The organism is Micromonospora endolithica (assembly GCF_003626595.1).
Taxonomy (GTDB): Bacteria; Actinomycetota; Actinomycetes; order Mycobacteriales; family Micromonosporaceae; genus Micromonospora; species Micromonospora endolithica.
Map to the genome: position 1 here is coordinate 81,739 of NZ_RBAK01000001.1, position 26,988 is coordinate 108,726.

The window sequence follows — 26,988 nt, forward strand, 5'->3', positions numbered from 1 at the left end:
ATCAGGCGAGGGCCAGGAAGAGCTTCTCCAGCTCCTCCTCGGTCATCTCCGTGGCCTCGCCGCGCTCACGGGCGGCGTTGCATTGCCGCATACCCGAGGCGATGATCTTGTATCCCGCCCGGTCGATCGCCTTCGACACGGCGGCGAGCTGGGTCAGCGCCTCCCGGCAGTCCTGCCCGCTCTCCATCATCTCGATGACCGCATTCAACTGCCCCCGCGCTCGCTTGAGCCGGGTCAACGCCTCGCTGGTCATCTCGGGTCGAAGCTTCACTGGACACCTCCCGCAATCAACATACCCCCGGGGGTACCGTGTCCGCCACCAAGCCCCCAACAGTCATCGGTTAGGTCGACCACGCATCCGCAACCGATGCGATTGCCAGCCATCCGCCTCAACCACCGGGGGAGACACCGGCGCAACCGGCGTGATCAGCACGCCCTACAGGGCGAGACAACCGGCGCTAATGCCGTCAAATGGAGACTCGAACGCCCAGAAGGTCAGCGAGCAGAGACTGGCCTGTGAAGGTTGAGGCGGTTCACCCGATGAGACCACGCCCGTCCGCATCGGCCGCGGGCCAGCATCCCGCCAGTGGAGAATGCCGAGTAACGACCGCGCCTTCTCAATACCCCGTGGCACCACAACGAGACGTCCCGATGGTGGAACCCGCCGGTCGCCTGCGATCCAAGATCGGCTGGCGGCGACAGCCCCGGCTGGCCCCTGAGTCATCGGCCGCCTCGTCCGGCTGTCCGGGATCTGCGCAGCCATCCACCCCGATGCGAAGGCCGTAGACGTAATGGGGCGGCCTGCCGCAGGGAAGGAGTAGTGGATGGGTAGGGGCATGGTCGGGCTGCTGCGCGACACCCGCAGAGCCAGGCGGCAGGGACCGGATGCAGTGCAGTGGCGGCAACGGGACCGCCTCGCCGAGATCGTGGCCGTCGCGCGTGCCGGTTCGCCGTACTACCGCCACCTCTACCGGGATCTCCCGGCGCGGGTCGAAGATCCCACGCTGCTACCCGTGAGCAGCAAGCAGGAACTGATGGCACGCTTCGACGAGTGGTCCACCGACCGGGAGGTGACACTCGAAACGTGCCTCGCGTTTGTCGATGACCCTGGCCTGGTTGGTCAGCGTTTCCTGGGCAGGTACACGCTCGCCACGACCTCGGGAACCACGGGCACCCGGGGCATCTTCCTCGTCGACGCCCGCAGCCTCGCCGTAGCCGCCGCCTTGGCCGTCCGCATGATGACCGCCTGGCTCAACGCCAGGGACGTCATCAGGATCGTCGCCGGTGGCGGGCGCATGGCGATGGTGACCGCGACGGGCGGCCACTTCGCCTCCACTGTCGCCGCGGCCCGCCTACGTCGGCGCGGCGACAGGGTCGCGGTCATCCCGGTGGGGACGCCCCTGCCAGAGATGGTGGCGAGACTGAACCGTTTCCGCCCGCTCGTCCTCGCCCCCTACGCCAGCATCGGCGCGCTGCTGGCCGGCGAGCAGGACGTCGGCCGCCTGCACATCAACCCGGTGCTCGTGGTGCTCTCGGCCGAAGGACTTCCACTGCGGGAGTACGACCGGATCGCCCAGGCGCTGCACACCAAGGTCCGGCACAGCTATGCCGCCACGGAATGCCCGTTCCTCAGCTACAGCTGCGAGCACGGCTGGCTGCACATCAACAGCGACTGGGTCATCTGCGAGCCCGTCGACGCCGACGGCCGGCCCACTTCGCCGGGCGAGCGGTCGCACACCGTGCTGATCAGCAACCTGGCCAACAGGGTGCAGCCCATCCTGCGCTACGACCTGGGCGACAGCGTCCTGCAGCGGCCCGACCCGTGTCCCTGCGGCAACACGCTGCCGGCGGTCCGCGTGCAGGGCCGCACCGCCGACCTGCTCACCTTTCCCACTGGCGATGGCGGGCACGTCACGATCCCCCCGCTGGCCTTCGACACGCTGCTGGACCGCATCCGACACATCGACCTGTTCCAGATCGTGCAAACCGAACCAGCAACCCTGCGCGTCCGCCTACAGTCTGCGGCCGGCGCCGACCCTGAGGCTGCGTGGGAGGCGGCGCAGAGGCAACTCATTGGTCTCCTCACCGAACACAACCTTCGGCATGTCACGCTCGAGCGCGCTGAGGAGCGACCACAACAGTCCGCGGCCGGCAAGTACCGCCCCGTCATCCCGCTCAGCTGATCGACAGCCCGTGACGCTAGTGGCGCCCGCATGGCGCGCCTCAAGTCAGGCCGGGCAGGTCGCGCTTCACGGGACCGCCCGGTGGCCGGGGGTAGGGAGCAGCCACGTCGGGGCGCCAGCCGAGGAATGCGGACCAGCGCGACGGCCGGAAGCCAGCGTCGAACCGGGGGTGACTAGGACCCCGTGCCGCAGCGCGTCACCGGATGGATAGCCCAGGAGGTGTTGCCCCCGGGACGCTCGATCATCGCCGCTGCTCTCGCTGGTATTCGCGAGATTCGCGCCACGCGTCGATGCCCGCCTTTGCGGCTACGCCGGCGACTACCAGCGCGGCGACCGGGTCGGCCCACCACCAGCCGAGAGCGGCATTGAGCCCCAGCCCGACCAACAGGCTGACCGACAGGTAGTTCGACACCCACGTCTCCTGGGACTGGGCGAACACAGCCTGGTTGTCCAGCGCTCTCGCGGTGCGGCGTTGGGCGACGGCGACCGGGATCATGACAGCGAGGGCCACAACGTTGAGGGCGATGCCGACGAGCGACGCATCGGGGCGCTCCCCGTCGATCAGGTCCGAGATGGACTTGTAGGTGACGTAGCCGGACAGGGCGAGGAAGCTGCCGGCGATGAGGCGCAGCGCCGATGCTTGGCGGGCACGGGCCCCGCCGCGCAACTGCCAGACGATGACGGCGGCGGCGAAGACCTCGATGGTGGAGTCGATGCCGAAGCCGACCAGGGCGATGGAGCCGGCGATGAGGCCGGCGGTGACCGCGACGGCTCCCTCGATAACGTCCCAGCCGATGATGAGCCAGGCGAGGCGCTGCGCCCTCCGGCGCAGCGCCTCGTCCCGGCCGGTCACCCGACGCTGACCTTCGCCGGCGCCGCCGCGGTGTCTCCCGCCACCGGAGTGGTGGCCGACGGCGGTAGGGCGTGGGCGCGGCCGGCCCGTACACCGTTGGCGATGATGACGACCTCGGCGATCTCGTGGACGGCGACGACCGCCGCCAGACCAAGCACACCGAACAGCGACAGCGGCATGAGACCGACGATGATCGCCAGCGACAGGCCGACGTTCTGCAGCATGATCCGGCGGGCACGACGGGCGTGATCGAGGGCCTGGGGCAGGTGGCGAAGGTCCTCACCCATCAACGCCACGTCGGCGGTTTCGATCGCCACATCGGTGCCCATGGCGCCCATGGCCACGCCGAGGTCGGCCGTGGCCAGGGCCGGGGCATCGTTGACGCCGTCACCGACCATTGCCGTGGGTCGCTGGGCGCGCAGCTGCTCGACGATGCGGGCCTTGTCCTCCGGGCGCAGGTCGGCGTGCACGTCGGTGATGCCGGCCTGGGCAGCGAGGGCGGTCGCGGTGGCGTGGTTGTCGCCGGTGAGCATCGACACCTGGTAGCCGCCGCGGCGAAGCCGCTCGACCACCTCGCCCGCCTCCGGTCGCAGCTCGTCACGGACCGCGATCGCGCCGACGAGTTGGCCGTCGTCCTCGATGAGCACGGCGGTGGCGCCGGCGTGCTGCATGCGCTCGACGGTGTCGGCGAGCTCACCGGGGTGCAGCCAGCCGGGGCGGCCCAGCCGCACGGTGCGCCCGTCGACGACACCGACCAGCCCGGCGCCGGTGATCGCCTCGACGTCGGCGGCCGGCCGCGGCGTGTCCACGGCGGCGAGGATCGCCCGAGCCAGGGGATGTTCGCTGCGCGCCTCCAGCGCGGCGGCCAGCTCCAGCACCCGCTCGCGGCTGGCACCGCCGGTCGCGGCGACCTCGATGACGGTGGGCCGGTTGCGGGTCAGGGTGCCCGTCTTGTCTAGCGCCACCCCGCGGATGGTGCCCAACGCTTCCAGCGCGGCGCCGCCCTTGACGAGCACGCCGAGCTTGCTGGCGGCGCCGACCGCGGCGACCACGGTGACCGGCACGGAGATCGCCAGCGCACACGGCGAGGCGGCGACCAGGACGACCAGGGCCCGTTCGATCCAGGTGGCGGGGTCGCCGAGCAGGCTGCCGAGCACGGCGATGAACGCGGCGGCGATCATCACCCCGGGAACGAGGGGTTTCGCGATGCGGTCGGCGAGGCGCTGGCTGGCGCCCTTGCGGGCCTGTTCGGCCTCGACGATCCGCACGATCCGCGCCAGGGAGTTGTCCTCGGCGGTGGTGGTCACCTCCACCTCGAGTACGCCGGTGCCGTTGATCGACCCGGCGTAGACCTCGCTGCCGGTGTCTGCCTCGACCGGTACGGATTCGCCGGTGATGGCGGAGACGTCCAGGGCGCTGCGGCCGGCGCGGATGATGCCGTCGGTGGCGATCCGCTCGCCGGGCCGCACCAACATCACCTCGCCGATGCGCAGATCGGCCGGGGCGACGGTCTGTTCCCGGCCGTCGCGCAGCACGGTGGCCTGGGCGGGCACCAGCGCGAGCAGGGCGCGCAGACCGCGCCGGGTCCGCGCGAGGGAGTACTCCTCCAGGCCTTCGGAGATGGAGTAGAGGAACGCGAGCATCGCGGCCTCGCCGACCTCGCCGAGTAGCACGGCGCCGACCGCGGCGATGGTCATGAGCGTGCCGACGCCGATCTTGCCGCGGGCGAGGCGGCGCAGCGTGGAGGGCACGAACGTCCACGCGCCGACGGCGAGCGCGAGCGCCTGCAGGGTGAGCTCGACTGGTCGCGGGGCGCCGGACCAGCCGGCGATCAGTCCGGCCAGCAGCAGGACGCCGGCCACGGCGGCGGCGCGCAGTTCGGAGACCTCCCAGATCCGCTCGGGCTCGCGCTCCTCGGCTTCGTCGGTGCTGGGCTTGTCGTCGCCGCAGCCGCAGGCGTCGCTCATCGGGCACCTGCCCGGTAGGGAGCCGGACGGTTGCGCGCTGCCGCGGGCTGAGGGCGGCGTGGGGGGTTGGCGTGCATGGGTGCATTCTCCGATCGGTGCTACAGGGACTTGATCAGCTCGGGGACGTGACGGCGCTGCCGGATGAGCAGCACGATGGCCAGCACGGTGTAGGCGACGGCGATGACGTAGCGGATGTTCGGTGCTGGCAGCACGAACTGCACGGCGAACAGGCCGAACAGCAGGGCGGCTTCACCGCGGGTCAGTCGCAGGTCGGTCAGGACGGCCACGCCGAGCAGCGTCTGGGCGGTGGTGAGCACCAGCTCCTCGGTCTGCCGGGCGTCCAGCGGCAACCCGGCGAACTCCCCGCCGCCGAGGTAGAACGCGACCGGCAGGCACGCGATCAGCAGAGTCCACTGGTTCAGCTTCGCGGCCAGCAGCGCACCCATCCCGTCGTCGGCGCGCCCACGCAGCGCGAACGTGATCGCGACGATGACCTCCGGGGCTTCGGAGGCGACCGGGGCCAGCCACTGCACGAGCAGAAACTCGTCGATGCCCAGGTCGGCGCCCGCGCCAACGAGGGCGCCACCGAAGGGTTCCGCGGCGGCCAGGATGATCGCCCCGGCGGCGATAAATAGGGCGGCGACCAGGCCACGCCGGCGGCCGGCCGGCTGAGCGGCGACGGTGGCGGCCACTCCGGCGAGTTCTTCCTCGCCTTCCTCCTTTCCGCGGATCCGCCACAGGTAGGCGGCGAACAGTCCGCCGAGCACCAGCGAGTCGTACCAGGCCAGCCGGCCGGTCAGCGGGATGACCAGGGCGTAGATGGTGGCGATGGCGAGGAACACGATCTCGGTGCGGCGGTGTGACTGCAAGGTCACGGCGTTGCGTTCGCCGCGGACGCCGCGGCGGCGTACCGCGTAGATGGCGAAGATGACCAGCAGCGGCCAGGCCACGCCGATCAGCAGGCGGTTCGCGCCGGTCATGTTCGCCGTGGCGTAGGCGGCGTACTCGGGCTGGTGCCCCGCGGTGTAGGCGAAGTAGATGTCCACCGCATACTCGGGCAGGATCGCCACCAGCGCCAGGATGGCCAGCGCGAGGCTGCCGGAGATGTCCACCCGGGCGGCCTCCGAGGCCCACATCAGCAGCGCCACCGAGGCGAGCACGGCGGCGCCGAAAACGGCCACCGCCGCCACCGGCGCCAACTCCACCCCGGCCAGCCGAATGATCACCGCCGGGGCGGCGACCGCCACCGCGAGGGCGATACGAGCCCCGGCGCCCCGGCCGGTGACGGTGGTTTCGATCTCAGCGCCCATCGCGGCCGCCCGTGATGTCGGCGAGGTGGACCGCGTCGCCTTCCGTGGACGGGGCGGCCGTGATCGGCACGTTGCGCATGCTCAGCAGCACCGCTACGGCGACGCCGCAGATCAGAAAGCTGTCGGCGAGGTTGAACGTGGGCCACCAGTCCAGGTAGAGGAAGTCAACCACGTGGCCGTGGCCCACGCTGGGTGCGCGGAACAGCCGGTCGACCAGGTTCCCGGCGGCGCCACCGGCGATCAGACCGAGGGCGGCAGCCCAGCCGCGGTGGGTGACGTTGCGGGCGTACCACACGATGCCGGCGATGACCGCGACCGCGACGATCGTGAATACCGGTGTGAAGTCGGTGCCGATGGAGAACGCCGCTCCCGGGTTGCGAGTCAGCCGCAGGTGCAGGCCACCGAGCAGCTCCACCGGTCGGCCGGGCAGCCACGCCGCCGCGGCGCTCTTCGACGCCACGTCGATGGCGAGAGCGAGCAGGGCCGCGCCCGCCAACCACCAGCGCCGACGCTGTGTAGCGCCCACGCTGGCGGGGGTGTGCGGGGCGTTCACTGGTCAGCCTCGCCGTAGCTCGGGCACAACGCTACCCGCTCACCGGTGACCTCGAGGAGGTTCTCGGCGGCAGCGAGTAGGTCCATCAGCTCCATGCGGGTCAGGAAGTAGAACGACTGCCGACCCACCGCCCGGAAATCCACCAGCCCGCACTCGCGCAGGCAACTCAGGTGCGCCGACACCGTGGACTGCGCCCAGCCCAGCTCCTTGACCAGGTCCACCACCCGCGCCTCCCCGACCGCGAGCCGGCGCAGGATCGCCAACCGGGTCGGATCTGCCAGCCCGCGGAAGAGCGCGGCTGCCGGGGTTAGAGCCTCACGCGCCGCATCTTGCGTAATCGCCATGTGGCGATGATAACGTACGCCTCAGGCGGGATCGCTTGATCCCGATCACATCCGGATCCGGCGATGCTGTGGCCGTTCCACACCAGCAGGGTGTCATGCGGTGCAGCGCACTGTAGGCCGAACCGTGCACGACTCCGGATGGTCTGGTTCGCCTAGGCGATGGTCGCCGGGCGGTGCAGGTAGGGAGACCCCCGTGACGCACCCGGCAAACCCACGGCGGTGGGGTGCCCTCGCGGCGCTCGTGCTCGCCGCGCTCACCCTCGGCTTCGACATCACCATCCTCAACGTGGCCCTGCCCACCATGGCCGGCGACCTGTCCGCCGGCACCTCCGCGCTGCAATGGATCGTCAACGCCTACATCCTCGTGTTGGCCGGCCTGATCCTGACCTGCGGCGCCCTGGGCGACCGGTATGGCCGCAAACGCCTGCTCATCGTCGGCCTGGCCCTGTTCGCCGCCGCCTCTGCAGCGGCGACCTGGACCACCTCTGTCGAGGTGCTCATCGCCGCCCGCGCCGTGATGGGCCTCGGTGGGGCGATGATCATGCCCGTCGCGTTCGCCGTCCTCCCGGCCCTGTTCCCACCGGCGGAGCGGGGCAAAGCCGTCGCCCTGGTCGTGCTGGGCACTGGCCTGGGCATCCCGCTCGGCCCGCTGATCGGCGGCTACCTCCTGGAAAACTTCTGGTGGGGCTCGATCTTCCTGATCAACCTGCCCATGGCCGCCATCGCGATCCTCGCCATCGCTGTCCTCATGCCGGAGAACCGCGACCCGCACCCCGCGCGACCCGACCTGCCCGGCGCGCTGCTGTCCACCGCCGGGCTGGTCGCCTTGGTCTACGGCATCATCGAAGCACCCGGCCGCGGCTGGAGCGACCCCCTGGTACTCGGCGCCCTCGCGGTCGCCGCGGTGCTGCTCGCCGCCTTCGTCACGTTCGAGTTGCGCACCGCCGAGCCCATGATCGAACTGCGGCTGTTCGGTCGCGCCCAGTTCCTGTGGGCCAGCGTCGCTGGCGTGCTGGTCACCTTCGGCCTGCTCGGCATGCTGTTCGTCATGCCCCAATACCTGCAGTTGGTGAAAGGGCACGACGCGTTCGGCACGGGCCTGCGGCTGCTACCGCTGATCGGCGGCCTCGTCGTCGGCGCCCCCGCCGGGGAACGTCTCGCCGCCCGCACCCGCTACCGGATCCCGGTCACCGCCGGGCTGCTCATCCTCGCCGGCGGACTCGCGCTCGGCGCCACCACCGACGTCGACACCGGCTACGGGTTCATCGCCGGCTGGATGGCCGCCGTCGGCCTGGGCATCGGCCTGGCGCTGTCACCGGCCATGGACGCCGTGCTCGGCGCTCTACCACCCGAACGGGCCGGCGCCGGCACCGCCATCACGATGACCCTGCGCCAGGTCGGCGGCGCGCTGGGCGTCGCGCTGCTGGGCAGCCTCCTCGCCAAGGGCTACACCGATCGCGTGGACGTGACCGGCCTGCCCGCGCCGGCCGCCGACGCGGCTTGCGAATCCCTCGCCGCGGCCCTCGCCGCCGCCGCCCGCCTCGGCGAGCCCGCCCTGGCCGCCAGCGCACAGAGCGCCTACCTGCACGGCATGACCATCGTCCTGTACACCACCGCCGCCATCGCGGTCCTCAGCGCTCTCCTCACCGCGGCGCTGCTCCCCGGCCGGCCCCACTCGGCCGAGGACACCACACCCGAACACGCCGACCAGCCGCTCGTCGCACCCGGCGGCACGGCGACCCCGGCAGGCGAAACCACCACCCCGATTGGGTAAGACGCCTAGCCGGACCCTGGCCAGCCTGAGGTGCTTCCGTGACCGTGTCCGCGCACACCCCCGACGACCGTCCGGGTCCGGTGCCGCGTCAGCCGTGGCGGGGCCAGGCGCTGCTGCGACCCGGGCACCTCATCTACCGCGGCATGGTAGGCCCCACCGGCAGCCACGCCCACCACGCGGTACAGATCCTCGCCGCGGCGACGCCGCTCAACCTCACCGACGCCGCCGACCACACCGTGAACACGACCGCCGCAGTCATCCCCGCCAACACTCGCCATCGCATCACCGGCAACACCGCCCTGGCGGTGATGGTCTACCTCGACCCGTCGACCACCGCCGCCCACCTGACAGGCCGGCTCGACGGCGACCCCGCAGACGCTCGACGGTGGGCCAGCGCCGGTGTGCACCTGGCAGGGGCAGCCGGCACCCTCACGGATCTCCCAATCGCCGAGGTGCTGCCGCGACTGCTGCACCTTCTCATCCCGTCAGGCGGGCACCACCGAAGCTCAACACCGCCAGCCCATCCCGCCGTGACACGTGCGCTCGCCGACATCGAACGCCGACTGCCCAACGGGACCGTACGCCTCGGCGACGTGGCCACCGCCGTCGGTCTGTCACCGGACCGGCTCGCACATCTCCTCACCGCCGCACTGGGACTGCCGTTTCGCCCCTACGTGCGCTGGCGGCGCTTGCAGATCGCCATCGCTCACGTCGCCGCGGGAACCACCCTGACCTCCGCCGCCCACGCCGCCGGTTTCGCCGACAGCGCCCACCTGACCCGCACCAGCCACCGCACCTTCGGCCTCGCCCCGTCCACGCTGACCGGCGTGCACTTCCTCACCGACCGGTAGCCAGTTCGTTCAAGCCTCCCGTGCGCCGCGGCGGCGACGCTGGCGTTCATGAAGACCGGCACCTGCACCCATCCCGCCGTCGCGTCGGCCCTGCGCTACGGCTACGCGCCGGTGATGCTGCTCGGCGTCAACGGCGCAGGTATCGCTGTCGCCGCAGCGGGCGCGCCCAAGCTGTGGCTGCTCGTCCTGCTCGCCGCGGCGGTCGCGCTGTCGTTCGCTGTCGAGCGGCTCATCCCCTACACCCCCGACTGGAACACCGGCCACGACGACGCCGGCCGGGACCGAATCCATGCCATGGTCAACGAGACCCTCATCCTCGCCAGCGTCGCGGCGATCCCGCTGCTGGCGGCCACCGTGCCCACCGCCGCGCTGTGGCCGACGCGGTGGCCGTTCCTGCTGCAGGTCCTCGCCGCGATCCTCGTCGCGGACCTGGGGATCACCCTGGTCCACTACGCCAGTCACCACATCGGCGCGCTGTGGCGTTTCCACGCCGTGCACCACAGCCTCCGCCGCATGTACGGCCTCAACGGCCTGATGAAACACCCCCTGCACCAGACGATCGAAATGACCGCCGGGGTCGCCCCGCTCATCCTCCTCGGACTACCCGTGAACGTCGCTTCCGCGCTCGCCCTGGCCGTCGCGGTCCAGTTGCTGCTGCAGCACTCCAACGCCGACTACCGCGTCGGCCGGCTCACCTATCTGCTGGCGCTCAACGAGGGCCACCGTTTCCACCACCTCAAGTGGGCCGGCGTCGGTGACGTCAACTTCGGACTGTTCACCCTCCTCTGGGACCACGCCCTGGGCACCTTCTCCTACGACCCGGCGCGGCGCTTCACCACCGACGACCTCGGCATGGCCGCCAAACCCCACTACCCGCACCGCTACTGGGCCCAGCTCATCGAGCCGTTCAAGCGCTCCGGGGCCTGCCACAGCCAACCCTCGCCTACAGCGCTGGGGCACTCCGACAACCGTCCGCCGCAGCCGGTCGCACCGGCCCGCTGACCGCCACCGCCCCCGCCTTGGGCCCGCGCCTTGCCGGGCGACATCAGCGGGGGCGGCATGTCCTCGCTCGGCGTCTACGGGCAGGAGGTGGTGGACACGACGGAGACCGTATCGCCGTCGCCGCGCACGGAAACGGTTGTGGAACCGCGCTGGTAGGCGTAGAAGGCAGGCTGATCAACAATCACCGAGGCGTCGGCGGTCAGCGGGCGCAACGCGTCGGCCAGCAGAGCCGGAGCGGCCGTACGGCTGCGGGCGGTCACCGTGCGGATGGCGCCACCGCCTGGACACGGTGCCTGCGCCACGGCCGGCTGCGCCGGTGCGGCGCCGAGCGCCGCCAGAACCGGTGCCACGGCGGCCGGGTCCCGTCCATCCGGCACCGCAGCGGCGGGCAGCGGCGCCGCCGGTCGGCATCCGCTGTCGAGGGTGAGGGTTACCTCGCCGGGCTCGTTCAGGGTGCCCCGGACGGCGACGAAGCCACCCGCGTCAGCGTGCAGTTCCGGCGCCCCGCCCGGGGCATCCGGGCCGATCGTGGGCCGGTACCGGGGTGGTAGGCGCCGAGCGATCGCCCGCAGCGCCTCGGCGGCCTGCGGCTCCGGCGCGGCGAGGACGAGGGTGCGTCGCAGGAGCGCCCCTTCGCGCAGAGGACTGATTCGGCAGCCTTGGGTGACCGTGTCGGCGGAGATCGAGAGGACTGGTAGCGGGGTGGCGGCGGCTGCCAACTCGCCCACGGCACGGTCCACCACGACATCGGCGTGCGCGAGGTCGCGCTGCTCGCGCACGGTCGGCGGGCTGCGGTGGGCCGAGATCATGGCGGCGGCGAGCAGCGACAGCGCCCACACCACGGTGACGGCCAAGAGCCACCGCCGTCGGCCCGGCCGCGCTGCGCCGCCTGAACGCAGGGACACCACCTCCGGCAGGGTGTTGCTCCCGGGAGGGGCCGTCCGGTGCTCGTTGGCCAAGTCGCCGCCCATGCTCACCCCGTCAGTTGGTGCCGGCGTAGGAGTGCAGGCCGGCGATGACGAGGTTGACGGCGAAGAGGTTGAACATCATGGTCACCCAGCCCAGGACGGCGAGCCACGCCACGACCGGCCGTTTGACACTGGGGGTGGCGCGGGCATGCAGATAGCCGGCGTAGGCCACCCAGGAGATGAAAGCCCACGTCTCCTTGGGGTCCCAGCCCCAGTAGCGGCCCCAGGCGGCTTCGGCCCAGATCGCTCCGGCGACGACGGCGAAGGTCCAGATCGGGAAGGCGAGCACGTGCATCTGGAACGTCACCCGCTCCAGCGTCTCCACAGCGGGCAGGTAGCGGCCGAGGGACGACACGAAACCGGGCGCCCGGCCCGCCTCGGCGGCGCGGTCGTGGCGCAGTCGAATCAGGTACGCGGTGGCGGCGATGAACCCGAGCAGGAAGACTCCGGAGGCGGTCGCGGCGGCGCTGACGTGGATCTTCAGCCAGTACGAGTTGAGCGCGGGGACGAGGGGTCCGGCTGGCGTGTGCAGCCGCATGCCGGCCAGGCCGAGCAGGGTGACCGTGGCCAGTGTCACGTACAGGCCGACGGGGCGGACCGCGGGGCGGCGGGTGAGCAGACCGAGCCAGGCCAGGACACCGACGAGGGTGACCGCGAGAACGAACTCGTACATGTTGCCCCACGGCACTCGTCCCGCAGCCAGGCCGCGGGTGAGCAGGCACGCCGTGTGGGTGACCGCGCCCAGTGCGGTCGCCGCCACGGCAAACCACCCGGCCAACCGCAGGCGCCCGACGGATGCCGCCGGGGGCAGCTCGTTGTCGCCGTCGGTTCGGGGTGCTGGAAGGTCCGCGGCCGGTGCGGCGACCGCCGCGGCCATCGCCGGCACGCGCCTGACGGCGTTCACGACCGCACGGGGACGGCGAAGGGCGTGTTCGACGGCGTAGCCGACCATTGCTGCCAGGTAGATCAGCAGTGTGGCGATGAGCAACTGGTCGGACAGCACTGCCATGGCGAATCATTCCTCGTTCTGTCGCTTCTCGGGAACTGGCCGGACAGACCCGGCCCCGTGTCGCGGGCGGGCGTGGCGCAGCGTGTTGGGAATTACTGAATGTCGGTCAGGTGCAGCCAGGTGAACGGCGGCCAGGGCAGGTTCCGCACGACGGCGAAGACCATCCAGGACGCGCCGTAGGCGATCATCAGCCAGCGGGGCAGCGGCGCGGCGGGCAGCTGCCGGCCGGCCGCGTGGGCCGCCCAACGCGCCCACGCGTAGATCACGAACGGCACCGCGAGCAGGGCAGGCAGGTGATGGCGGGCGGCTTGCGCCAGGTTGCCGTGCATCAAATGCCACACCATCCGGGTACCGCCGCAGGTCGGCCCCTGGGTGCCGGTCAGTGCCGTCCACAGACAGCCGCCGCTGGGATCGGGGATCGCATCGGTCGGGTTGTGGGTGAGCACCCAGGCGAGAGCTGCGGCGAGCAGCGCCGCCGAACCGAAAGGCCCTGCCAGCGCCCACCGACCTCGCGGACCTGGTCGGTGACCGTCGGCCACGGGCGGTACGGCAGTCATGGACCCTCCATCAGGTTGTCGATCTTCTGAGGGTGGGTGCCTCAGATGCCGGGGCGGCGCTGTCCCTGACGCTTCCAGCAGCGCCGCTGAGGGTCGGCGTGCCACGTTGACACTCATATGCCCACCTGCCCGGGGCCGACCGTGACGCGCAACCAGATGGTGAACGTCGACCACCAGCCGGCCATCAACGCGACCCCGACCACGATGAGCAGCAGCCCGCCCACACGGGTGATCGCCCGGCTGTGCCGGCGGGCCATCGCCAGGGCGCCCAGCACCCGGCGCAGGCCCAGCCCGAACAGGACGAACGGTGCGCCGAGACCGACGCAGTAGGCCACTGCAAGGGCAACCGCCCGGCCAGTGGTCGCGTCCACGGCGGCCAACGCCAGGACCGCTCCGAGGGTGGGACTGACGCACGGCACCCAGCCCACACCGAACACCACGCCGAGCAGCGGCGCCCCAGCCAACCCGGGCGCGGGCAGACGCCGCAACCGCCGCTCGTACTGACCCGCCGGGACCAACCCGAGGAAACTCAGCCCCAGCACCACGGTCAGCCCGCCCGCCACCATCTCGACGGTGCGGGCGTGAACGAGCAGCAGCCGTCCCGCGCCGGCCACAGCAACGGCGGTCAGAATGAACACGACGGTGAACCCCGCGACGAACAGCACCGTGCCGGCCAACATCCGGCCCCGAACCCGGGCAGTGGCGACGGCGGGCGTTGTGGGTGGCCCGCCGCCGGCCGGGCGGGCCAGGTCATCACCGGCCATACCGGTGATGTAGGAGACGTAGCCGGGCACCAGTGGCAGCACGCACGGCGACAGGAAACTCGCCAGCCCGGCCAGCGCCGCCACCCCGAGGGCGAGCAGCAGCGGACCGGAGGTGGCCACCCCGGCGAAGACCTCACCCACCGCTGGAGCGCTCCCCCGCGATTTGGCGGATCAACGGCTCCAGCTCCCGCTGCGTGACCGCTTTGCGCAGCACCACCGCCACCCGCCCCTTTCGGTCGACGATCAGGGTGGCCGGGATGGTATTGGGCGACACGTCGGTAAAGCCCAACGCGATGCGCCCGGCCGAGTCGAACAGGCTCGGATACAGCTCCCGGCCCTCGACGAACGCTTTGGCCTGGTCCCGTCCGTCGCGGATGTTGATCCCCACGAACCGCACCCCGAGGTCCTTGGTCGCGGTGTAGGCGCCGTTGAGTTCGTCGGCCTCCGCCCGGCACGGCGCGCACCACGACGCCCAGAAATTGACCACGACGACCATGCCGTCGAGGGAGGCCGGGTCGAACCGGCTGCCGTCGAGGACTTCACCTTCCAACGTCGGAGCCTCACCGCGTTCGGCTGCCGGGTAGACCACGCTGGCGCCTGGGGCAACCCGTCCAGCATCCCCGCCCTGCAGCACCTCGGTGCCGGACTGCCCACCGTCACGAGGCGGCCCGCCGGCGCAGCCGGCCATCGACACGGTGACCGCCGCCAGCACGGCCATCGTGCGTAGCCATCGCGAAGACGTCCTCACGACTGCTCGCCGCCCTGCTCGGCGCACAACGTCACCGGGTGCCCGCTGTCAGCCAGCAACTCCTCGGCGGCGCGCAACAGCGTCTGCAGACTCGGCGCGGCCAACCGGTACAGCACCGACCGGCCCGGGCCCGGACGGCTGACCACCAAACCACAGTCGCGCAGGCACGCCAGATGCCCCGACACGCCTGACTGCTTGCCGCCCACCGCCTGCACCAGCTCGTTGACCGTGCGTTCACCGTCGAGCAGCGCGGTCAACAGCGCCAACCGGGTCGGCTCGGCCAGCCCTCGGAACAGCCGCGCGGCGACCTGGGCGTCCGCCTGCGACGCCACCGCCAGTATCGTCATGGGCGGACATTATCAGCCGAAGCTGATACCGGATCGGTGACCGCCTCATCGTCGGCGGCCCGGGGCGGCGGACTGACCGTGGGCTCCGCCTTCGCAGCGGCCACCACCGCGGCGAACTCGGCGGCGAACCCGGGATAGTCGCTGCGGGCAAGACCGCCCGCCGTGATCGCGCAGGCGTCGCCCGTCGGAGTGAGCCGGAACCACACCCTGCGGCGGCGCACCGACAACGTCGCCACCAGGCCCCCCATCATGACGATCACGCCCGCCAGCACGATCGGCTCACCCGGGTCGTTGCGTACGGTCACCGTGACCCACCGGCGGGTGCCGATGAACTCCAGAGTCGTGCCGTCGTCCAGGGTCCACCGCTCACCCGGCCGCAGCATCTTCGCCTGCCCCGGCAGTTGCGTGAGCCGGCCGCTGTCCAGGGCCCGGCGCGGCACCTCGTACACCGACTGCGGCACCCCCGTCTCCAGGCCGAGGTTGCCGCGGTAGGCGGTCAACAGCAGCCCTGGCGCGCGCTCCGCCGGATGCGCCGACAGCGACGGTGGGCCGGACGTGGGCACGGTCGGCACATACACCCCGGAGAACGCCACCTGCGCGTCGGCTGACCGTCTCCCGGAGCGCGTGTCGGCGTTGGCGTCGGGAAAGATCGCCGCGCCCTCACTGGTGGTCATTTCGTCGATCGGCAAGAACGGTGACACGGACGTCTGGGAGCGGCCCTGACGGTCGGTGTAACGCAGCACCGGTGCGTACCCGTGCCCGAGCAGGTACAAGTTCGCTCCGTCCAGCCGCAGCGGCGTGTTGACCTCCAGAAGATGCCGCCCCCCCTCCCGCTGCGGGGTGGACCAGCTGACGTCCGCGCGGAACACCGTCGGCTGGCCGTTGTCGAGGAACTCCGCCTGGAACCGGTTCAGTTCCACGCAGAACGCGGGCAGGTCACCGGGCTGCAGCCGGGGCCCCAGGCCGTACTCGTCGAACTGCTGCAGGTTCGTGCAGAACCCGGTGTCCGGTCCAGCCACCAGGATGCGGTTGCCGTACCAGCCCCACCCGTAGCCGATCGCCACCCCACCCAACACGGCCAGCAGGGAGAGATGGAACAGCAGATTTCCGGTCTCCCTGAGGTATCCCTTCTCCGCCGCCACCGTTACCTGGCCGTCATCACCGGCGCGAACCGCGACTCGGTAACGCCGTGACCGGAGCAGCGACCGCAGCCGCTCGGCAGCCTCCGACGCTGCGGACATCGACACGCCGACCTCGGCGTGGGCCGGCAGCCGGCCGAAGTTCCGTGGCGCGGACGGTGGACGCCGCCGCAACGCCGCCACGTGCTCACGCAATCGCGGCAGCACACACCCCACCAGTGAAGTGAACAACAGCAGGTAGATCGCCCCGAACCACGGCGACGAGTACACATCGAAGAACCCGAGGCGATCCAACCACCGGCTCAACTCCGGATTCTCGAGGCGGTAGGCGTCAACCTTCTCCACACCCAGGTTGCGCTGCGGCAGCACCGAACCCGGCGCCGCCGCCACAGCCAGGAGGAACAACAGCACGAGCGCGGTGCGCATACTCGTCAACTGCCGCCACCAGCCACGACCCAGCCGTGTCACCCGCGTCCAACCTCGTCGTTTCACCACACCCTCACTAACTTGGCGATTCATCGCCGCCGGCCGACGATAGCAACCAAACCTGATGCCCCTCACTTCGGTCGACGGCGAGGCCGACGCCGCCCGGATGGATTGCGCAACGCTTTGGACAACGGCCCGCCACGGCAGCAGTCTGTTCCGGTCCTCGCCGCATCCCGCCGAGCTCGGCTGTGACTTGATGGCCCCCTGCCGGCACTACCGCCAGCCGTCAGGCTTTGCTTCATGCCGTCGCGGTCGGATCCGCGGCGACGGAGTCGATGGTCGGGCGATCGCTTACTCGGCCGGGCATGAACAGCAGGGCCGCGGCAGCGCCGAGGGCGGCGACGGTGGCGCAGGCGATGAGGACCCAGACCATGGCGTCGACATAGGCGCGGTCCGCGGCGTCGGCTAGCGCCGGCAGGCCCAGACGGTGCGCGACGGCTAACGTCCCGGCGATCGATTGTGTCGCGGCGTCGATGGCTGGCGCGGGTAGGCCGGTGGTGTCGATGCGGTCGCGGTAGGTGGCGGACAGCAGGCTGCCGAGGAGGGCAACGCCGAGAGCTCCGCCGGTTTGGCGCATGGTCATGGTGATGGCGATACCGGCGCCGGAGCGTTCGGGTGGCAGGACCGCTAGCACCGCGTCCATGGCTGGGGCGAGTGTGGCGCCAATGCCGAGTCCCACGATGGTGTACCAGGTCGCGATGAACCCGTAGTTGCTGGCGGCGTTTGTCAGGGCGCCGAGGAGCAGTCCGGCGGTGGTGACGACGAGCCCGCCGACGATCGGCGCGCGGTGGCCGACGCGGGCGGCGAGGCGAGTGGCGATGCCGGCGCCCACGACAAGGCCGACGATGAGTGGCAGCAGCCGCAGCCCAGTGTCGAGGGCGTCGAAGCCCAGAACGAACTGGAGATGCTGAGGTGCGATGAACAGCAGTCCGAACAAGGCAAAGCTGGCGAGGGTGGCGGTGATGGAGCCCCACCGGAACTGTCGATCCCGGAACAACCGTAGGTCGATCATGGGCTCCCGGTGGTGCAGCTCCCACCACGTGAATCCGGTGAGCAACATCGCGGCGGTGAGCAGCGTGACGATGACGGTGGGTGCGGTCCAGCCTTGTTCGGGGGCTTCGATGACGGCGTAGACGAACGCGACCAACCCGGCGGTGGACAAGACGGCGCCGGCTGGGTCGAGGCGCGACGGGTGGGGGTCGCGGGACTCGGGCAGGAACACGGCGACGCTGATGGCGGCCAGAGCGACGATGGGCAGGTTGACCAGGAAGATGGTGCCCCACCAGAAGTGCTCGAGGAGGTAGCCCCCGATGATGGGGCCCAGCGGTATGCCGACGCCCATGCCGGACACGAGCACGGACACCGCGCGGGCGCGGTCAGCGCCGGTGAACAGGGCCGTGAGGGACGCGAGGGTGGTCGGCATGATGAGCGCGGCGCCGACCCCGAGCCCGGCGCGGGCGGCGATGACCTGGGTGGCGGTGTCAGCCCAGGCGGCGGCGACAGACGCGGCGGCGAAGACGGCTAGGCCGAGGAGTAGGCCGCGGCGGCGGCCGTAGCGGTCGGCGAGGGCGCCGAAGGGCAGCAGCAGGCCGGCGAAGAGCAGGACGTAGGCGTTGACCATCCATTGCAGTGCGCTGGTGTCGGCGGTGAGGTCGGTGGCGATGGTGGGTAGGGCGACGTTGAGGATGGTGATGTCGAATCCGATGGCGACGACGGCGACGGTCAGTCCGGCCAGGGCCCAGCGGTGTTGTCGCCCCTTTGTTGCGGTCATGAGTGGCTGCCCTTCGATCAGGGGTGGTTGAGGGCGTGCGGGTTCTGCCGGCCGCTGTCGGAGCGGTCGGCGCTGCGGTGATGCTGTTAGAGGTGGGTGGGGTGTTCGTGGTCGGCGTGGCCGGCCGGTTCGAGTTGGAAGGTGCTGTGTTCGACGTCGAAGTGCCCGGCAAGGCAGGTTTGCAGGGCGTCGAGGAGTTGTGGGGCGTGGCCGTCGTGGAAGCAGGAATCGTCGACCACGACGTGCGCGGTCAGGACGGGCAGTCCTGAGGTGACGGTATGCACGTGCAGGTCGTGCACGCCGAGGACGTGGTCGACGTCGGTGATGTGCTGGCGGATCTGTTCGAGGTCGGCCTCGGCGGGGGCGGCTTCGAGCAGGATGTTGACCGCGTCGCGGAGCAGCCGCAGCGCCCGTGGGGCGATGACGAGGCCGATTAGCAGGGACACCATCGCGTCGGCGCGGGTGAAGCCCGTCAGCGCGATGACCCCGGCCGCCGCGAGGACACCGACCGAGGTGCCAGTATCGGTGGCGACCTCCAAAAACGCGCCGCGCATATTCAGGCTCGCGGCGCGGGCCCGGTAGAGCAACGCCACCCCGACGAGGTTGCCGACCAGACCGATCGCGGCGAAGACGGCCATGCCACCGGGTTGCACGTCGACCGGTTCGAACAGCCGCCGGACGCCTTCGATGAAGACGTAGACGCCCATCCCGGCCAGGATCAGGCCGTTCACGGCGGCGGCGAGGATCTCGGCACGTGCCCAGCCGAAGGTGCGCCGCCCGGTCGCCGGGCGGGCGGCGAGCATGGCCGCGCCGAGAGCGAGGGCGACACCGCCGGCGTCGGCCAGCACATGCCCGGCGTCGGCCAGGAGCGCGAGGCTGCCGGTGATGACCGCGCCGACGACTTCGACAGCGAAGATCACCACCGACACCATGAGCACGCCGGCCAAGGCTCGGCGGTGCTGCCCGGTCGCCGTCACCTGATGGCTGTGGCCGTGGTCGTGGCCCATCAGTGGGTCTCCTTCACCGTGTTCGTCGCGCCGTCGGTGTCGTGCTGGCCAACCAGACCAGGAATCATGCTCACATGCGCATACTAAGATGAATCGATCGGGCTTCGTCAAGACTTGCGCAGAAATAGTTCAGCATTCTGTTTATTCATCCGCTGATGTATCGTCAGGTGGTGGAGACTCTGACACACGGGCAGGTTCTGGCCCGCTTCGGTCACGCCCTGTCCGACCCGGTCCGCGCCCGACTGCTCCTCGCCCTGCGCGAGGGGCCCGGCTATCCGGCCGACCTCGCCGACCTGCTGGGCACGAGCCGGCAGAACCTGTCCAACCACCTGGCGTGCCTACGCGGCTGCGGCCTGGTCGTCGCCGTACCCGAGGGCCGCCGCAACCGCTACGAACTGGCCGACGCACGCCTCGCGCACGCCCTCGGGGACCTGCTCGGCCTGGTCCTGGCCGTCGATCCGGCCGCCTGCCCGGCCGCCGAAGCCGAGGGGTGCTGCTGATGGGCGCGCCCCTGCCGCTCGTGTCGCTCGGCCCGTCACCGGCCCGACAGTCGGTCCTGGTTCGGCGGGTGCGCCTGTTCGTCGCCGCGACCATCACTTACAACGTCGTCGAGGCGGTCATCGCCATCAGCGCCGGAAGGATGGCGTCCTCGACCGCGCTGATCGGGTTCGGGCTCGACTCGATCATCGAGGTGGCCTCGGCCGCCGCGGTCGCCTGGCAGTTCTCCGGCCCCGATTACGAACGCCGCGAACGCGCCGCGCTGCGCGTCATCGCGTTGTCCTTCTTCGCCCTGGCCGCCTACGTGTCCGTCGAATCGGTGCGCGCGCTCGTCGGCGCCGACCGCGCCGAGCACTCCACGATCGGCCTGATCCTCGCTGCGGTGTCGCTGGCGGTGATGCCAGTCCTTTCCGCCGCGCAACGCCGTGCGGGACGCGAACTGGGGTCGGCCTCGGCCGTCGCGGACTCCAAGCAGACCCTGCTGTGCACGTACCTCTCGGCAGTGCTCCTGGCCGGTTTGGCGGTCAACTCGCTGTTCGGCTGGTGGTGGGCCGACCCCGCCGCCGCTCTGATCATCGCCGCGGTCGCGGTCAAGGAAGGCCGCGAAGCCTGGCGCGGCGACAGTTGCTGCGCCCCCGGCGCCGCCTTGCGCTCCCCCGCCGACCGCAGCGACGCCAGTGGGTGCGACGACGGGTGCTGCACCACCGACAACGCTTGATCCGACGCGGGCCACCACGGTCACCACGTGAGAGGTGGGTGACGTTGTCCCCGCTGGCGGTGCGGCCACTTCCTGAGACGTGGCAAGAGCGGTGCCTTTGCTGGGTGCCGCGGGTCTCGTCTACACCCCTGCGGGTCCATTGGCGTTGACGTCAGGCTGCTGGTGCTCGGAGCAACCCAGGCGAGTCAGCGAATCTTCGGAAGCTCCTCCGGCCACCGCTGGCGGGCGACACTGCGTTCCACTGGGCCACCGGATCCGAACCGCCGCCACGGGCTGCGGCGGGGTCGACGACCGGGTGATCAGCCCCGCCGACCAGCTGGTGCGTCCCACGTCCCTGCTCGGTCTTCGCCGCCAGCACATAGGTAGTTCCGGTGCGCAGGAGCGGCTCGCCCTCCACTTGCCAACTGTCCTTGCCGAGCGTTCCGCCCAGTTGCACGACGCGCAGCGTCTTGACCGGCTGACCCTTCAGGGTCTGACCAACGGTCACGTCGAACACCGTGTAGGGCGTGCCATCCCGCTCCTGCACGTCCGCGATGCGGTCGACTGTGCCGACGACGACGTAGTCCGAGTACCCCGCCACCTTCGTATCGTCGCCAACGTCGAAGGCGTAGGAGGAGTGCACCGAATGCTCTTCACCCGCGCGCAGCGAGGCGTAGGCCAGCCAGCCGCCGGAAGCCACCGCGACGGCGGCGACACCTGCGACCAGCGGTCGCACGAGGCGGCGGTGCATGCTCAGTTCCCCACACATTGTCAGACGAGTTGATGTCCCATGCCTGCAGGTCGTTGTTCATCTCGAGGTTGCAGCAGACGCAACAGGTGTCAATGACCACGATCTCGGGCCCGCGATCGAGCTTCAGCGGTTGAACTCGTGGGTCACCACAGAGTGCTTCTGGGACTCGTTGTCCGTGTCCATGCAGTGCTCTTCAGCTTGATGTCGGCACCGCCGGCGCCGCATTCGAACGAACCAACCCGAACGGCTGTCGCTAGAGGACGTGTCCTCGAAACAACCACGTCAGCCTACGTCGTCTTGAAGAATTGTGAGTGGAGCCGGGGCCCCCGCTGGCGCAACCGCGTTATGTATCGCCCCGCGTGTAAGCGGCCAGGACGGTCTCGGAGATGAGGCGTGGCGCGTCTGCCTGTTCTAGGAGCCCGTTGGCCACATCCAACGCCGCGCCCTTCAGCAGGTGGTGCAGGACGCTGGTCAGCCAGGTCGCCGGGAGGTCGTCTCGAAAGGCTCCTTCGGTTTGACCGCGACGGATCAACTCGTCGACGCGTTGAGCGGGTTCGGCGTGCAGTTGGTGTATCCGTCCGGGAGGAAGTGCCGTCTGCGCCGCTACAAGCACGGCGCTCGCCCGGGCGATCAGTAGCCAACTCGACTCGATCAGGACGCGCAATGCCCGCCGAGGGTCGCCTGCGAGATCCAGACTCTCCAGTACCGCCTCCCCCTCGGAGATGACTCGTACCAGCGCAGCCTCGATGAGGGCGTCCCGAGTCGGGAAGTGCCCGTAGAGCGTCACTCGACCCACTCCCGCGGCCTGGGCGATCTCACTCACGCTCGCGTCGGCGTTCCGACTGAGGCAGGTGATCGCGGCGTCCAGGATCTTCTCCACATTCTGCCGAGCGTCGGCTCTGCGGTCCTGGCTGGTTGCCGAGCGGGACATGCAACTCCCTCAAGTCGAACAGTGCTGTATGAGTTATGGTAGCCGCTACAACTCGAACACTACTGTTCAACTTACTTAGAGGAGGCGGATAGTCATGGCCGAAACCATGGCCCCGACGAGTCCGACGCGCGGTCCCAACCCGCACCGCTGGAAGATCCTGGGACTCGTCGGCGTCGCCCAATTGATGTTGATCCTGGATGTCACCGTCGTCGCGATCGCCCTTCCCCACGTGGGTGCGGACCTCGGCCTCGAGCGGGAGACCCTCACCTGGGTGGTGAGCGGTTACACCCTCGCCTTTGGTGGCCTGCTGCTACTCGGGGGCCGCGCCGCCGACCTGTTCGGAGCCCGACGCCTTGTCATGGTGGGGCTTCTGCTGTTCACCGCCGCGTCCCTGCTCGCAGGACTGGCAACCAACGGTCCCATGCTGTTGGGCGGTCGCATCGCCCAAGGCGTTGCTGCGGCGATCCTGTCCCCCGCCGCGCTCTCTCTGGTCGTCACGATCTTCGACGGCGACGAACGCAACAAGGCCCTCGGGATCTGGTCCGCGCTGGGCGGCAGCGGGGCGGCCCTGGGGGTCCTCCTCGGTGGCCTGCTGACCGCCGGACCGGGCTGGCCGTGGGTGTTCTTCATCAACGTCCCGGTGGGACTCGTCCTGCTGCTCATCCTGCGAGTACAACTCCCGTCGCAGCAGAGCACTGGCGCGTCGGGTCGGCTTGACGTACCGGGAGCGGCGCTGGTGACCGCTGCCACCGGAACCCTGATCTACGCCCTGATTAGGGCCGGAGACCAGGGCTGGGCTACTCCAACGACCGCGGCGCTTCTTGCAACGGCGGTGGTTCTCTACGGTGGTTTCGTCGTCCGTCAGCGCCTCGCGGCGAGCCCGCTCATGAATTTGCGACTGCTGTCGCGCCGACCGGTGGCGACCGGAACTCTGCTGATCCTGGTGGCCACCGCCCTGATGATCACCGTCTTCTTCCTCGGGTCGTTCTACCTTCAAGACCACCGCGGCTACGGCGCCCTGCAGACCGGGTTGCTCTTTCTCCCGGTAGCGCTGGCGACCATGCTCGGGGCCAACGCAGCGGGCCGCGTCATTGGCCGTACGGGCCCGCGCACCCTCGCCGTGTTGGGACTTCTCCTCGCCGCGGCGGGCTTCGTGATCCCTGCGCTATGGGGCGGGACCGCGGCCATGGTTTCCGGCGTCAGCCTTGCCGCCGCCGGCACCGGAGCCGTCTTCGTCGTCGCATCCGCCACTGCTCTAGCGCAGATCGATCCACGAGAGGCCGGGCTGGCGTCTGGAATTGTTAGCACGTTCCACGAGTTCGGGGCATCTCTCGGCGCCGCTGTCGTGTCGAGCATGGCCGCGGCGAGTATCGCCGGGACCAGCACTGAAGGGTTCTCCCGTGGTTTCACCACCGGCGCCATCATCGCGGTCGCCGCCGCTGGCCTGGCCTTCATAATCACGCCCAGACCACGCTCCAGTAACTGACTCCTGAACGTGTCGCCGATGGGGTCGGACTCCACCGGCGACACGTTCGGCAAGATTGGCGCTGGATTGCGCCGGCCGGCAAGCAGCCTCCGCCAGGCAAGCGACATCGCCGCATCGGGGCGCCTCTGTGACGGGCCCCGTTGTGTGCGCCGGAAGGCTCTGAGGCACCCGAGCCAGGACCTGGCTGGGGTGCGTGAGCCGACGAAGCATGCGGTGCAGGAGTAAATACCCGTAGGGGGTGGGGGTTGTCCGGTGCCACTTCTGTGACGTAGGGTCCGAGCAAGTGCATACCCTGTAGGGGTATAGGAGAAGGGGGATGGTCGTGGGTGCCAAGACCTACAAGGTCAACGGAATGACCTGTAACGGCTGCGCGAACAAGGTGAAGGCCGGAGTCGGTGCGGTAGAGGGCATCGCCAGCGTCGAGGCAGACTCTGCCACCGGTCAGGTGACGGTGACGTCAGACGTGAACATCGACGACGCCACCATCGTGACGGCGATCCAGGAAGCCGGTTACGAGGCGGTCCCCGCCTGACGAAAGCGCGACAGTCCAGGCCGGGCCTTCTGCGCCCCGCTGTCCCACCTCGGCAGCTCGGCCCAGCCTGGACCGGAGGCTGAAATGCGGTCGCTACCCGTTCGCCAAAACGGCCGCGCACTACTAGGGCGACCCTCCACTCCGCCGTTATCAAACGAATGGCGGTAACCGACTCCGCCTAGCCGCAGTGTGGGGAGTCGGGATCGGCTTCGCCGCGATCCCCCGGGTAGGCGACCGTCGCACCGGCCTCCTCCGACAGTCGCCGAGCCAGCTTCCGGCCTTGGCCGATCCACTCCCGGTACTGCTCGTCGGTGTCTACCCGACCACCGCCGTACTCGCTGTGCAGGCCTTTCCAGTCCGACTACGCCCGCAGCCTGGTGCCCAGGCGTGCCGAGAGGCCCAGCCCTTCCGGGCGTGCCATGCCCACAACTCCGCGGCAGGAACGGCCACCAGGAGCGGGGATCGCACCCCAAGCCCACAGAGAAAGGCACCGTAGTCGAAGTGACGTCCAAGCGTCACGCACCAGGCGGGCGGCCTCGCGGGCAGCACAGGGGCATGCCGCCGGCCATGCCGCCATCCACCACCGCCTCGGCTTCAACCGGTTTCGATGCAGATCCTAGGGGCGTAGCCCCGCGACCGTGACGGCGACAAGCCCGTTGACAGCAGCTTCGGTCGATAGCTCGGTCGCGGCGTCTAAGGCATGCAGGCAGTAGTTCGCGAGTTCGCTCGGTGCGATGTCGTCGCGGACGTGTCCGTCTGCCGCAGCCTCGGAGAGCAGTTCGGCGAAGAAGTCGCGCAGGTGGCGACGTGCCTGGAGCAGATGAGGGCCTCGATGCAGCAGCGACGCGAGCGGATGGTTCCGGTGCCCATGCTGAATGGTCGCGTAGGCATTCAGCACGGCGTGGAGCCGTTGCTCCGGACCGCCACCCTTCGAGCCGATGGCGGCGAGGTGGTCGAGATGGTGCCCGATTTGCCGTTCATGCCACGTGATCATGATGGCTTCGACGTCGGGGAAGTACTTGTAGAGCGTCGCCCGCCCGATCCCGGTGGCTTTGGCGATCTGCGACATCGTCACCGACGTCAGTCCGTGCTGTGCTACGAGGTCGGCGGTCGCGTCGAGGACGGCGGCCTGCACGGTCCGGCGGTGTTCCTCGATCGTGGTCGTCCAGAGCCTGGGCACGAAGTAATCATACGTCGCGGCCCCCTGGCGTCACCATGACTCATGGTGCGACACTCTGTCTCGAAAAACCGATAGGCGCTTGAGAGGCAGATGCTCCATGGACGATCAAACGGTGAACAGCGACGGTCAGAGTTCGACCACTCGTCTGGTGAAGGCCTCGTCCGATGCTCGCGCGACGGCGACTGGTCGGGCCCCGCGCTGGTTCAAGGTGCTGGCGGTGGTCGGGGCAGCGCTGCTGTTGCTGGTGATCGCGATTCTGCTCGCCGGTCACGGGCCCGGCCGGCACATGCACGGTGCGGCCCCCGCAGCCGCGCTGCGAGCCGTTCGTCTCGCTCCACGCCGTTGGGCCACACGGTCATGCCGACAACTTGGCGGGCAAGGTCCAGTCGGCGTTTTCCGAACGTCCGGACGGTCTTCTCGACGATGGTCATGACTGCGTCGTGGATGTGCTGGCCGTCGTGGCTGTCCCAGCCTCTTGCGCGGCACAGCGGCATGGCCACTTCGATGATGCTGCTCGCGGCGATGTCGTCGCGGTGGGACACCGGGATGAAGGTCAGCATCGGCATGAATCGCACTACCAGCTGTACGAGGGGATCGGTGTCGGACAGGTGCTCGGGTCGAGCCGGCGGTTGACCGGTCGGCATGGCGGATGTCCGCTTGTGCTGCGACACCATGAGAAACTGTCGGGCGAGTTTCTTCGCCCAGACGAGCAGCAGTTCGGGGTTGGGCTGCTTGGCCTCGCATACACCCGCTAGTTCCGCGGATTGCCCCGGTCCTTTGGTCAGGCCGGCGTTGGTGAGGTGCAGGGCACGGATGGGGCGGCCGGATGCGGCTACCGCGATCCATCGGTCGAACAGGTGGGTGAGTCCGCCGTCGTCGCAGAGGTCGGCGATGGACCATGTTCCGCGGTTGCGGCTTCGATGTTTGACTGATGCGAGATCAACTTGGCCGTTGGCGAAGAGCACCATGAAGTCTTCGTGGTGCTCGCAGACGACCGCGATCGGCCCATCGGGCTCGAACAAGCCATAGCACCACCGGGCGATGACTTCGCACTGGAAGCGGAAGTTGGCCTGGGCTTCGGCGCCATCGTCTTCTGGGGCATCGGGCAGTTCCAAGACAAGCGGCAGAGCCTCTTGTTGCTGCCCTGTCATGGCCACCTCCAAGACGACACAGCGCAACGTAGTCTTTCGACTTCGCAGCGCTGCATTCTTCGTACCGGAAGGTGAGCACGGCGTAAAGACCTAGATCGGCCCGTTCACGTCAACGGCTTGGTGCCTGTC

27 protein-coding genes are annotated in these 26,988 nt (G+C 69.9%); 8 read left to right on the forward strand and 19 right to left on the reverse strand.

The annotated features are described in order from the left end of the window. Position 1: 1 nt before the first annotated feature. Positions 2–271, reverse strand: a complete 270-nt coding sequence (locus D7223_RS00315; protein WP_120723570.1) for a metal-sensitive transcriptional regulator — start codon at positions 269–271, stop codon at positions 2–4. Positions 272–824: 553 nt separating this feature from the next. On the opposite strand from D7223_RS00315, the gene D7223_RS00320 reads away from it, so the two are divergent. Then, complete coding sequence (locus tag D7223_RS00320) at positions 825–2,183, forward strand: phenylacetate--CoA ligase family protein (protein ID WP_120723572.1); 1,359 nt, start codon at positions 825–827, stop codon at positions 2,181–2,183. Positions 2,184–2,424: 241 nt separating this feature from the next. Here D7223_RS00320 and D7223_RS00325 read toward each other — a convergent pair whose 3' ends face one another. The 5 genes from D7223_RS00325 to D7223_RS00345 form a co-directional block, all read right to left on the reverse strand. Next, a complete protein-coding gene (locus D7223_RS00325; protein ID WP_120723574.1) occupies positions 2,425–3,036 on the reverse strand; it encodes a cation efflux transmembrane domain-containing protein in 612 nt (203 codons plus the stop codon). Further along, on the reverse strand, positions 3,033–5,003 hold the full coding sequence (locus tag D7223_RS00330; RefSeq protein ID WP_120723576.1) for a heavy metal translocating P-type ATPase: 1,971 nt from the start codon (positions 5,001–5,003) through the stop codon (positions 3,033–3,035). Before D7223_RS00330 ends, D7223_RS00325 begins: the two co-directional genes overlap by 4 nt. Before the next feature lie 98 nt (positions 5,004–5,101). Continuing rightward, positions 5,102–6,313, reverse strand: coding sequence for a sodium:proton exchanger (locus tag D7223_RS00335; protein ID WP_120723579.1), 1,212 nt, complete (start codon positions 6,311–6,313; stop codon positions 5,102–5,104). Next, positions 6,303–6,839 carry a signal peptidase II gene (locus tag D7223_RS00340; protein WP_158610801.1) on the reverse strand — a complete coding sequence of 179 codons (537 nt, stop codon included), beginning with the start codon at positions 6,837–6,839 and terminating at the stop codon, positions 6,303–6,305. Before D7223_RS00340 ends, D7223_RS00335 begins: the two co-directional genes overlap by 11 nt. A 23-nt stretch (positions 6,840–6,862) precedes the next feature. Then, positions 6,863–7,210: an ArsR/SmtB family transcription factor gene (locus tag D7223_RS00345; RefSeq protein WP_120723583.1), complete on the reverse strand. Its 348-nt coding sequence runs from the start codon at positions 7,208–7,210 to the stop codon at positions 6,863–6,865. A 193-nt stretch (positions 7,211–7,403) separates the two neighbouring features. Here D7223_RS00345 and D7223_RS00350 point away from each other — a divergent pair, with 193 nt between their 5' ends. The 3 genes from D7223_RS00350 to D7223_RS00360 are packed head-to-tail and all read left to right on the forward strand — an operon-like array spanning position 7,404 to position 10,837. After that, positions 7,404–8,984 (forward strand): MFS transporter, encoded by a 1,581-nt coding sequence (locus D7223_RS00350; RefSeq protein ID WP_120723585.1) that lies wholly within the window; start codon positions 7,404–7,406, stop codon positions 8,982–8,984. 38 nt (positions 8,985–9,022) lie between these two features. Continuing rightward, on the forward strand, positions 9,023–9,835 hold the full coding sequence (locus D7223_RS00355) for an AraC family transcriptional regulator (RefSeq protein WP_120723587.1): 813 nt from the start codon (positions 9,023–9,025) through the stop codon (positions 9,833–9,835). 48 nt (positions 9,836–9,883) lie between these two features. Continuing rightward, the gene (locus D7223_RS00360; protein WP_120723590.1) at positions 9,884–10,837 is read left to right on the forward strand and encodes a sterol desaturase family protein; all 954 of its coding nucleotides are present in this window, start codon (positions 9,884–9,886) and stop codon (positions 10,835–10,837) included. Positions 10,838–10,911: 74 nt separating this feature from the next. Here D7223_RS00360 and D7223_RS00365 read toward each other — a convergent pair whose 3' ends face one another. From D7223_RS00365 to D7223_RS00405, 9 genes are all read right to left on the reverse strand, one after another. After that, a complete protein-coding gene (locus tag D7223_RS00365) occupies positions 10,912–11,691 on the reverse strand; it encodes a hypothetical protein (protein ID WP_147252462.1) in 780 nt (259 codons plus the stop codon). 127 nt (positions 11,692–11,818) lie between these two features. After that, entirely contained in the window at positions 11,819–12,814 is a 996-nt protein-coding gene (gene ccsB / locus D7223_RS00370) for a c-type cytochrome biogenesis protein CcsB (protein ID WP_120723595.1), read from the reverse strand. A gap of 92 nt (positions 12,815–12,906) precedes the next feature. Then, on the reverse strand, positions 12,907–13,371 hold the full coding sequence (locus D7223_RS00375) for a DUF2752 domain-containing protein (RefSeq protein WP_120723598.1): 465 nt from the start codon (positions 13,369–13,371) through the stop codon (positions 12,907–12,909). Between the two features lie 113 nt (positions 13,372–13,484). Beyond that, positions 13,485–14,276, reverse strand: coding sequence for a cytochrome c biogenesis CcdA family protein (locus D7223_RS00380; RefSeq protein ID WP_120723599.1), 792 nt, complete (start codon positions 14,274–14,276; stop codon positions 13,485–13,487). Further along, entirely contained in the window at positions 14,269–14,853 is a 585-nt protein-coding gene (locus D7223_RS00385; RefSeq protein WP_120723602.1) for a TlpA family protein disulfide reductase, read from the reverse strand. Before D7223_RS00385 ends, D7223_RS00380 begins: the two co-directional genes overlap by 8 nt. 26 nt (positions 14,854–14,879) lie before the next feature. Beyond that, entirely contained in the window at positions 14,880–15,230 is a 351-nt protein-coding gene (locus tag D7223_RS00390; protein ID WP_120723604.1) for an ArsR/SmtB family transcription factor, read from the reverse strand. Continuing rightward, positions 15,227–16,888 carry a cytochrome c biogenesis protein ResB gene (locus D7223_RS00395; RefSeq protein ID WP_120723606.1) on the reverse strand — a complete coding sequence of 554 codons (1,662 nt, stop codon included), beginning with the start codon at positions 16,886–16,888 and terminating at the stop codon, positions 15,227–15,229. The genes D7223_RS00390 and D7223_RS00395 overlap by 4 nt, the downstream gene beginning before the upstream one ends. 205 nt (positions 16,889–17,093) lie before the next feature. After that, positions 17,094–18,626, reverse strand: a complete 1,533-nt coding sequence (locus D7223_RS00400) for a DHA2 family efflux MFS transporter permease subunit (protein ID WP_120723608.1) — start codon at positions 18,624–18,626, stop codon at positions 17,094–17,096. An 86-nt stretch (positions 18,627–18,712) separates the two neighbouring features. Further along, positions 18,713–19,633 (reverse strand): cation diffusion facilitator family transporter, encoded by a 921-nt coding sequence (locus tag D7223_RS00405; RefSeq protein WP_120723612.1) that lies wholly within the window; start codon positions 19,631–19,633, stop codon positions 18,713–18,715. Positions 19,634–19,788: 155 nt separating this feature from the next. Between D7223_RS00405 and D7223_RS00410 the strand changes: the two genes are divergently transcribed. Further along, on the forward strand, positions 19,789–20,133 hold the full coding sequence (locus tag D7223_RS00410) for an ArsR/SmtB family transcription factor (protein WP_120723614.1): 345 nt from the start codon (positions 19,789–19,791) through the stop codon (positions 20,131–20,133). Next, complete coding sequence (locus D7223_RS00415; RefSeq protein ID WP_120725531.1) at positions 20,133–20,849, forward strand: cation efflux transmembrane domain-containing protein; 717 nt, start codon at positions 20,133–20,135, stop codon at positions 20,847–20,849. Before D7223_RS00410 ends, D7223_RS00415 begins: the two co-directional genes overlap by 1 nt. A gap of 151 nt (positions 20,850–21,000) precedes the next feature. Here D7223_RS00415 and D7223_RS00420 read toward each other — a convergent pair whose 3' ends face one another. Together D7223_RS00420 and D7223_RS00425 are read right to left on the reverse strand one after the other, a co-directional pair. Continuing rightward, entirely contained in the window at positions 21,001–21,579 is a 579-nt protein-coding gene (locus D7223_RS00420) for a hypothetical protein (RefSeq protein ID WP_238161384.1), read from the reverse strand. A 343-nt stretch (positions 21,580–21,922) separates the two neighbouring features. Further along, positions 21,923–22,459 (reverse strand): TetR/AcrR family transcriptional regulator, encoded by a 537-nt coding sequence (locus tag D7223_RS00425; RefSeq protein WP_238161386.1) that lies wholly within the window; start codon positions 22,457–22,459, stop codon positions 21,923–21,925. A 145-nt stretch (positions 22,460–22,604) separates the two neighbouring features. On the opposite strand from D7223_RS00425, the gene D7223_RS00430 reads away from it, so the two are divergent. Continuing rightward, positions 22,605–23,996: an MFS transporter gene (locus D7223_RS00430; RefSeq protein WP_120723618.1), complete on the forward strand. Its 1,392-nt coding sequence runs from the start codon at positions 22,605–22,607 to the stop codon at positions 23,994–23,996. A 322-nt stretch (positions 23,997–24,318) separates the two neighbouring features. Then, positions 24,319–24,528 (forward strand): heavy-metal-associated domain-containing protein, encoded by a 210-nt coding sequence (locus tag D7223_RS00440; RefSeq protein ID WP_120725533.1) that lies wholly within the window; start codon positions 24,319–24,321, stop codon positions 24,526–24,528. 616 nt (positions 24,529–25,144) lie between these two features. Here D7223_RS00440 and D7223_RS00445 read toward each other — a convergent pair. After that, positions 25,145–25,708, reverse strand: a complete 564-nt coding sequence (locus D7223_RS00445; protein WP_120723623.1) for a TetR/AcrR family transcriptional regulator — start codon at positions 25,706–25,708, stop codon at positions 25,145–25,147. A gap of 203 nt (positions 25,709–25,911) precedes the next feature. Further along, on the reverse strand, positions 25,912–26,859 hold the full coding sequence (locus tag D7223_RS32390; RefSeq protein WP_147252461.1) for a hypothetical protein: 948 nt from the start codon (positions 26,857–26,859) through the stop codon (positions 25,912–25,914). Positions 26,860–26,988: the final 129 nt, after the last annotated feature.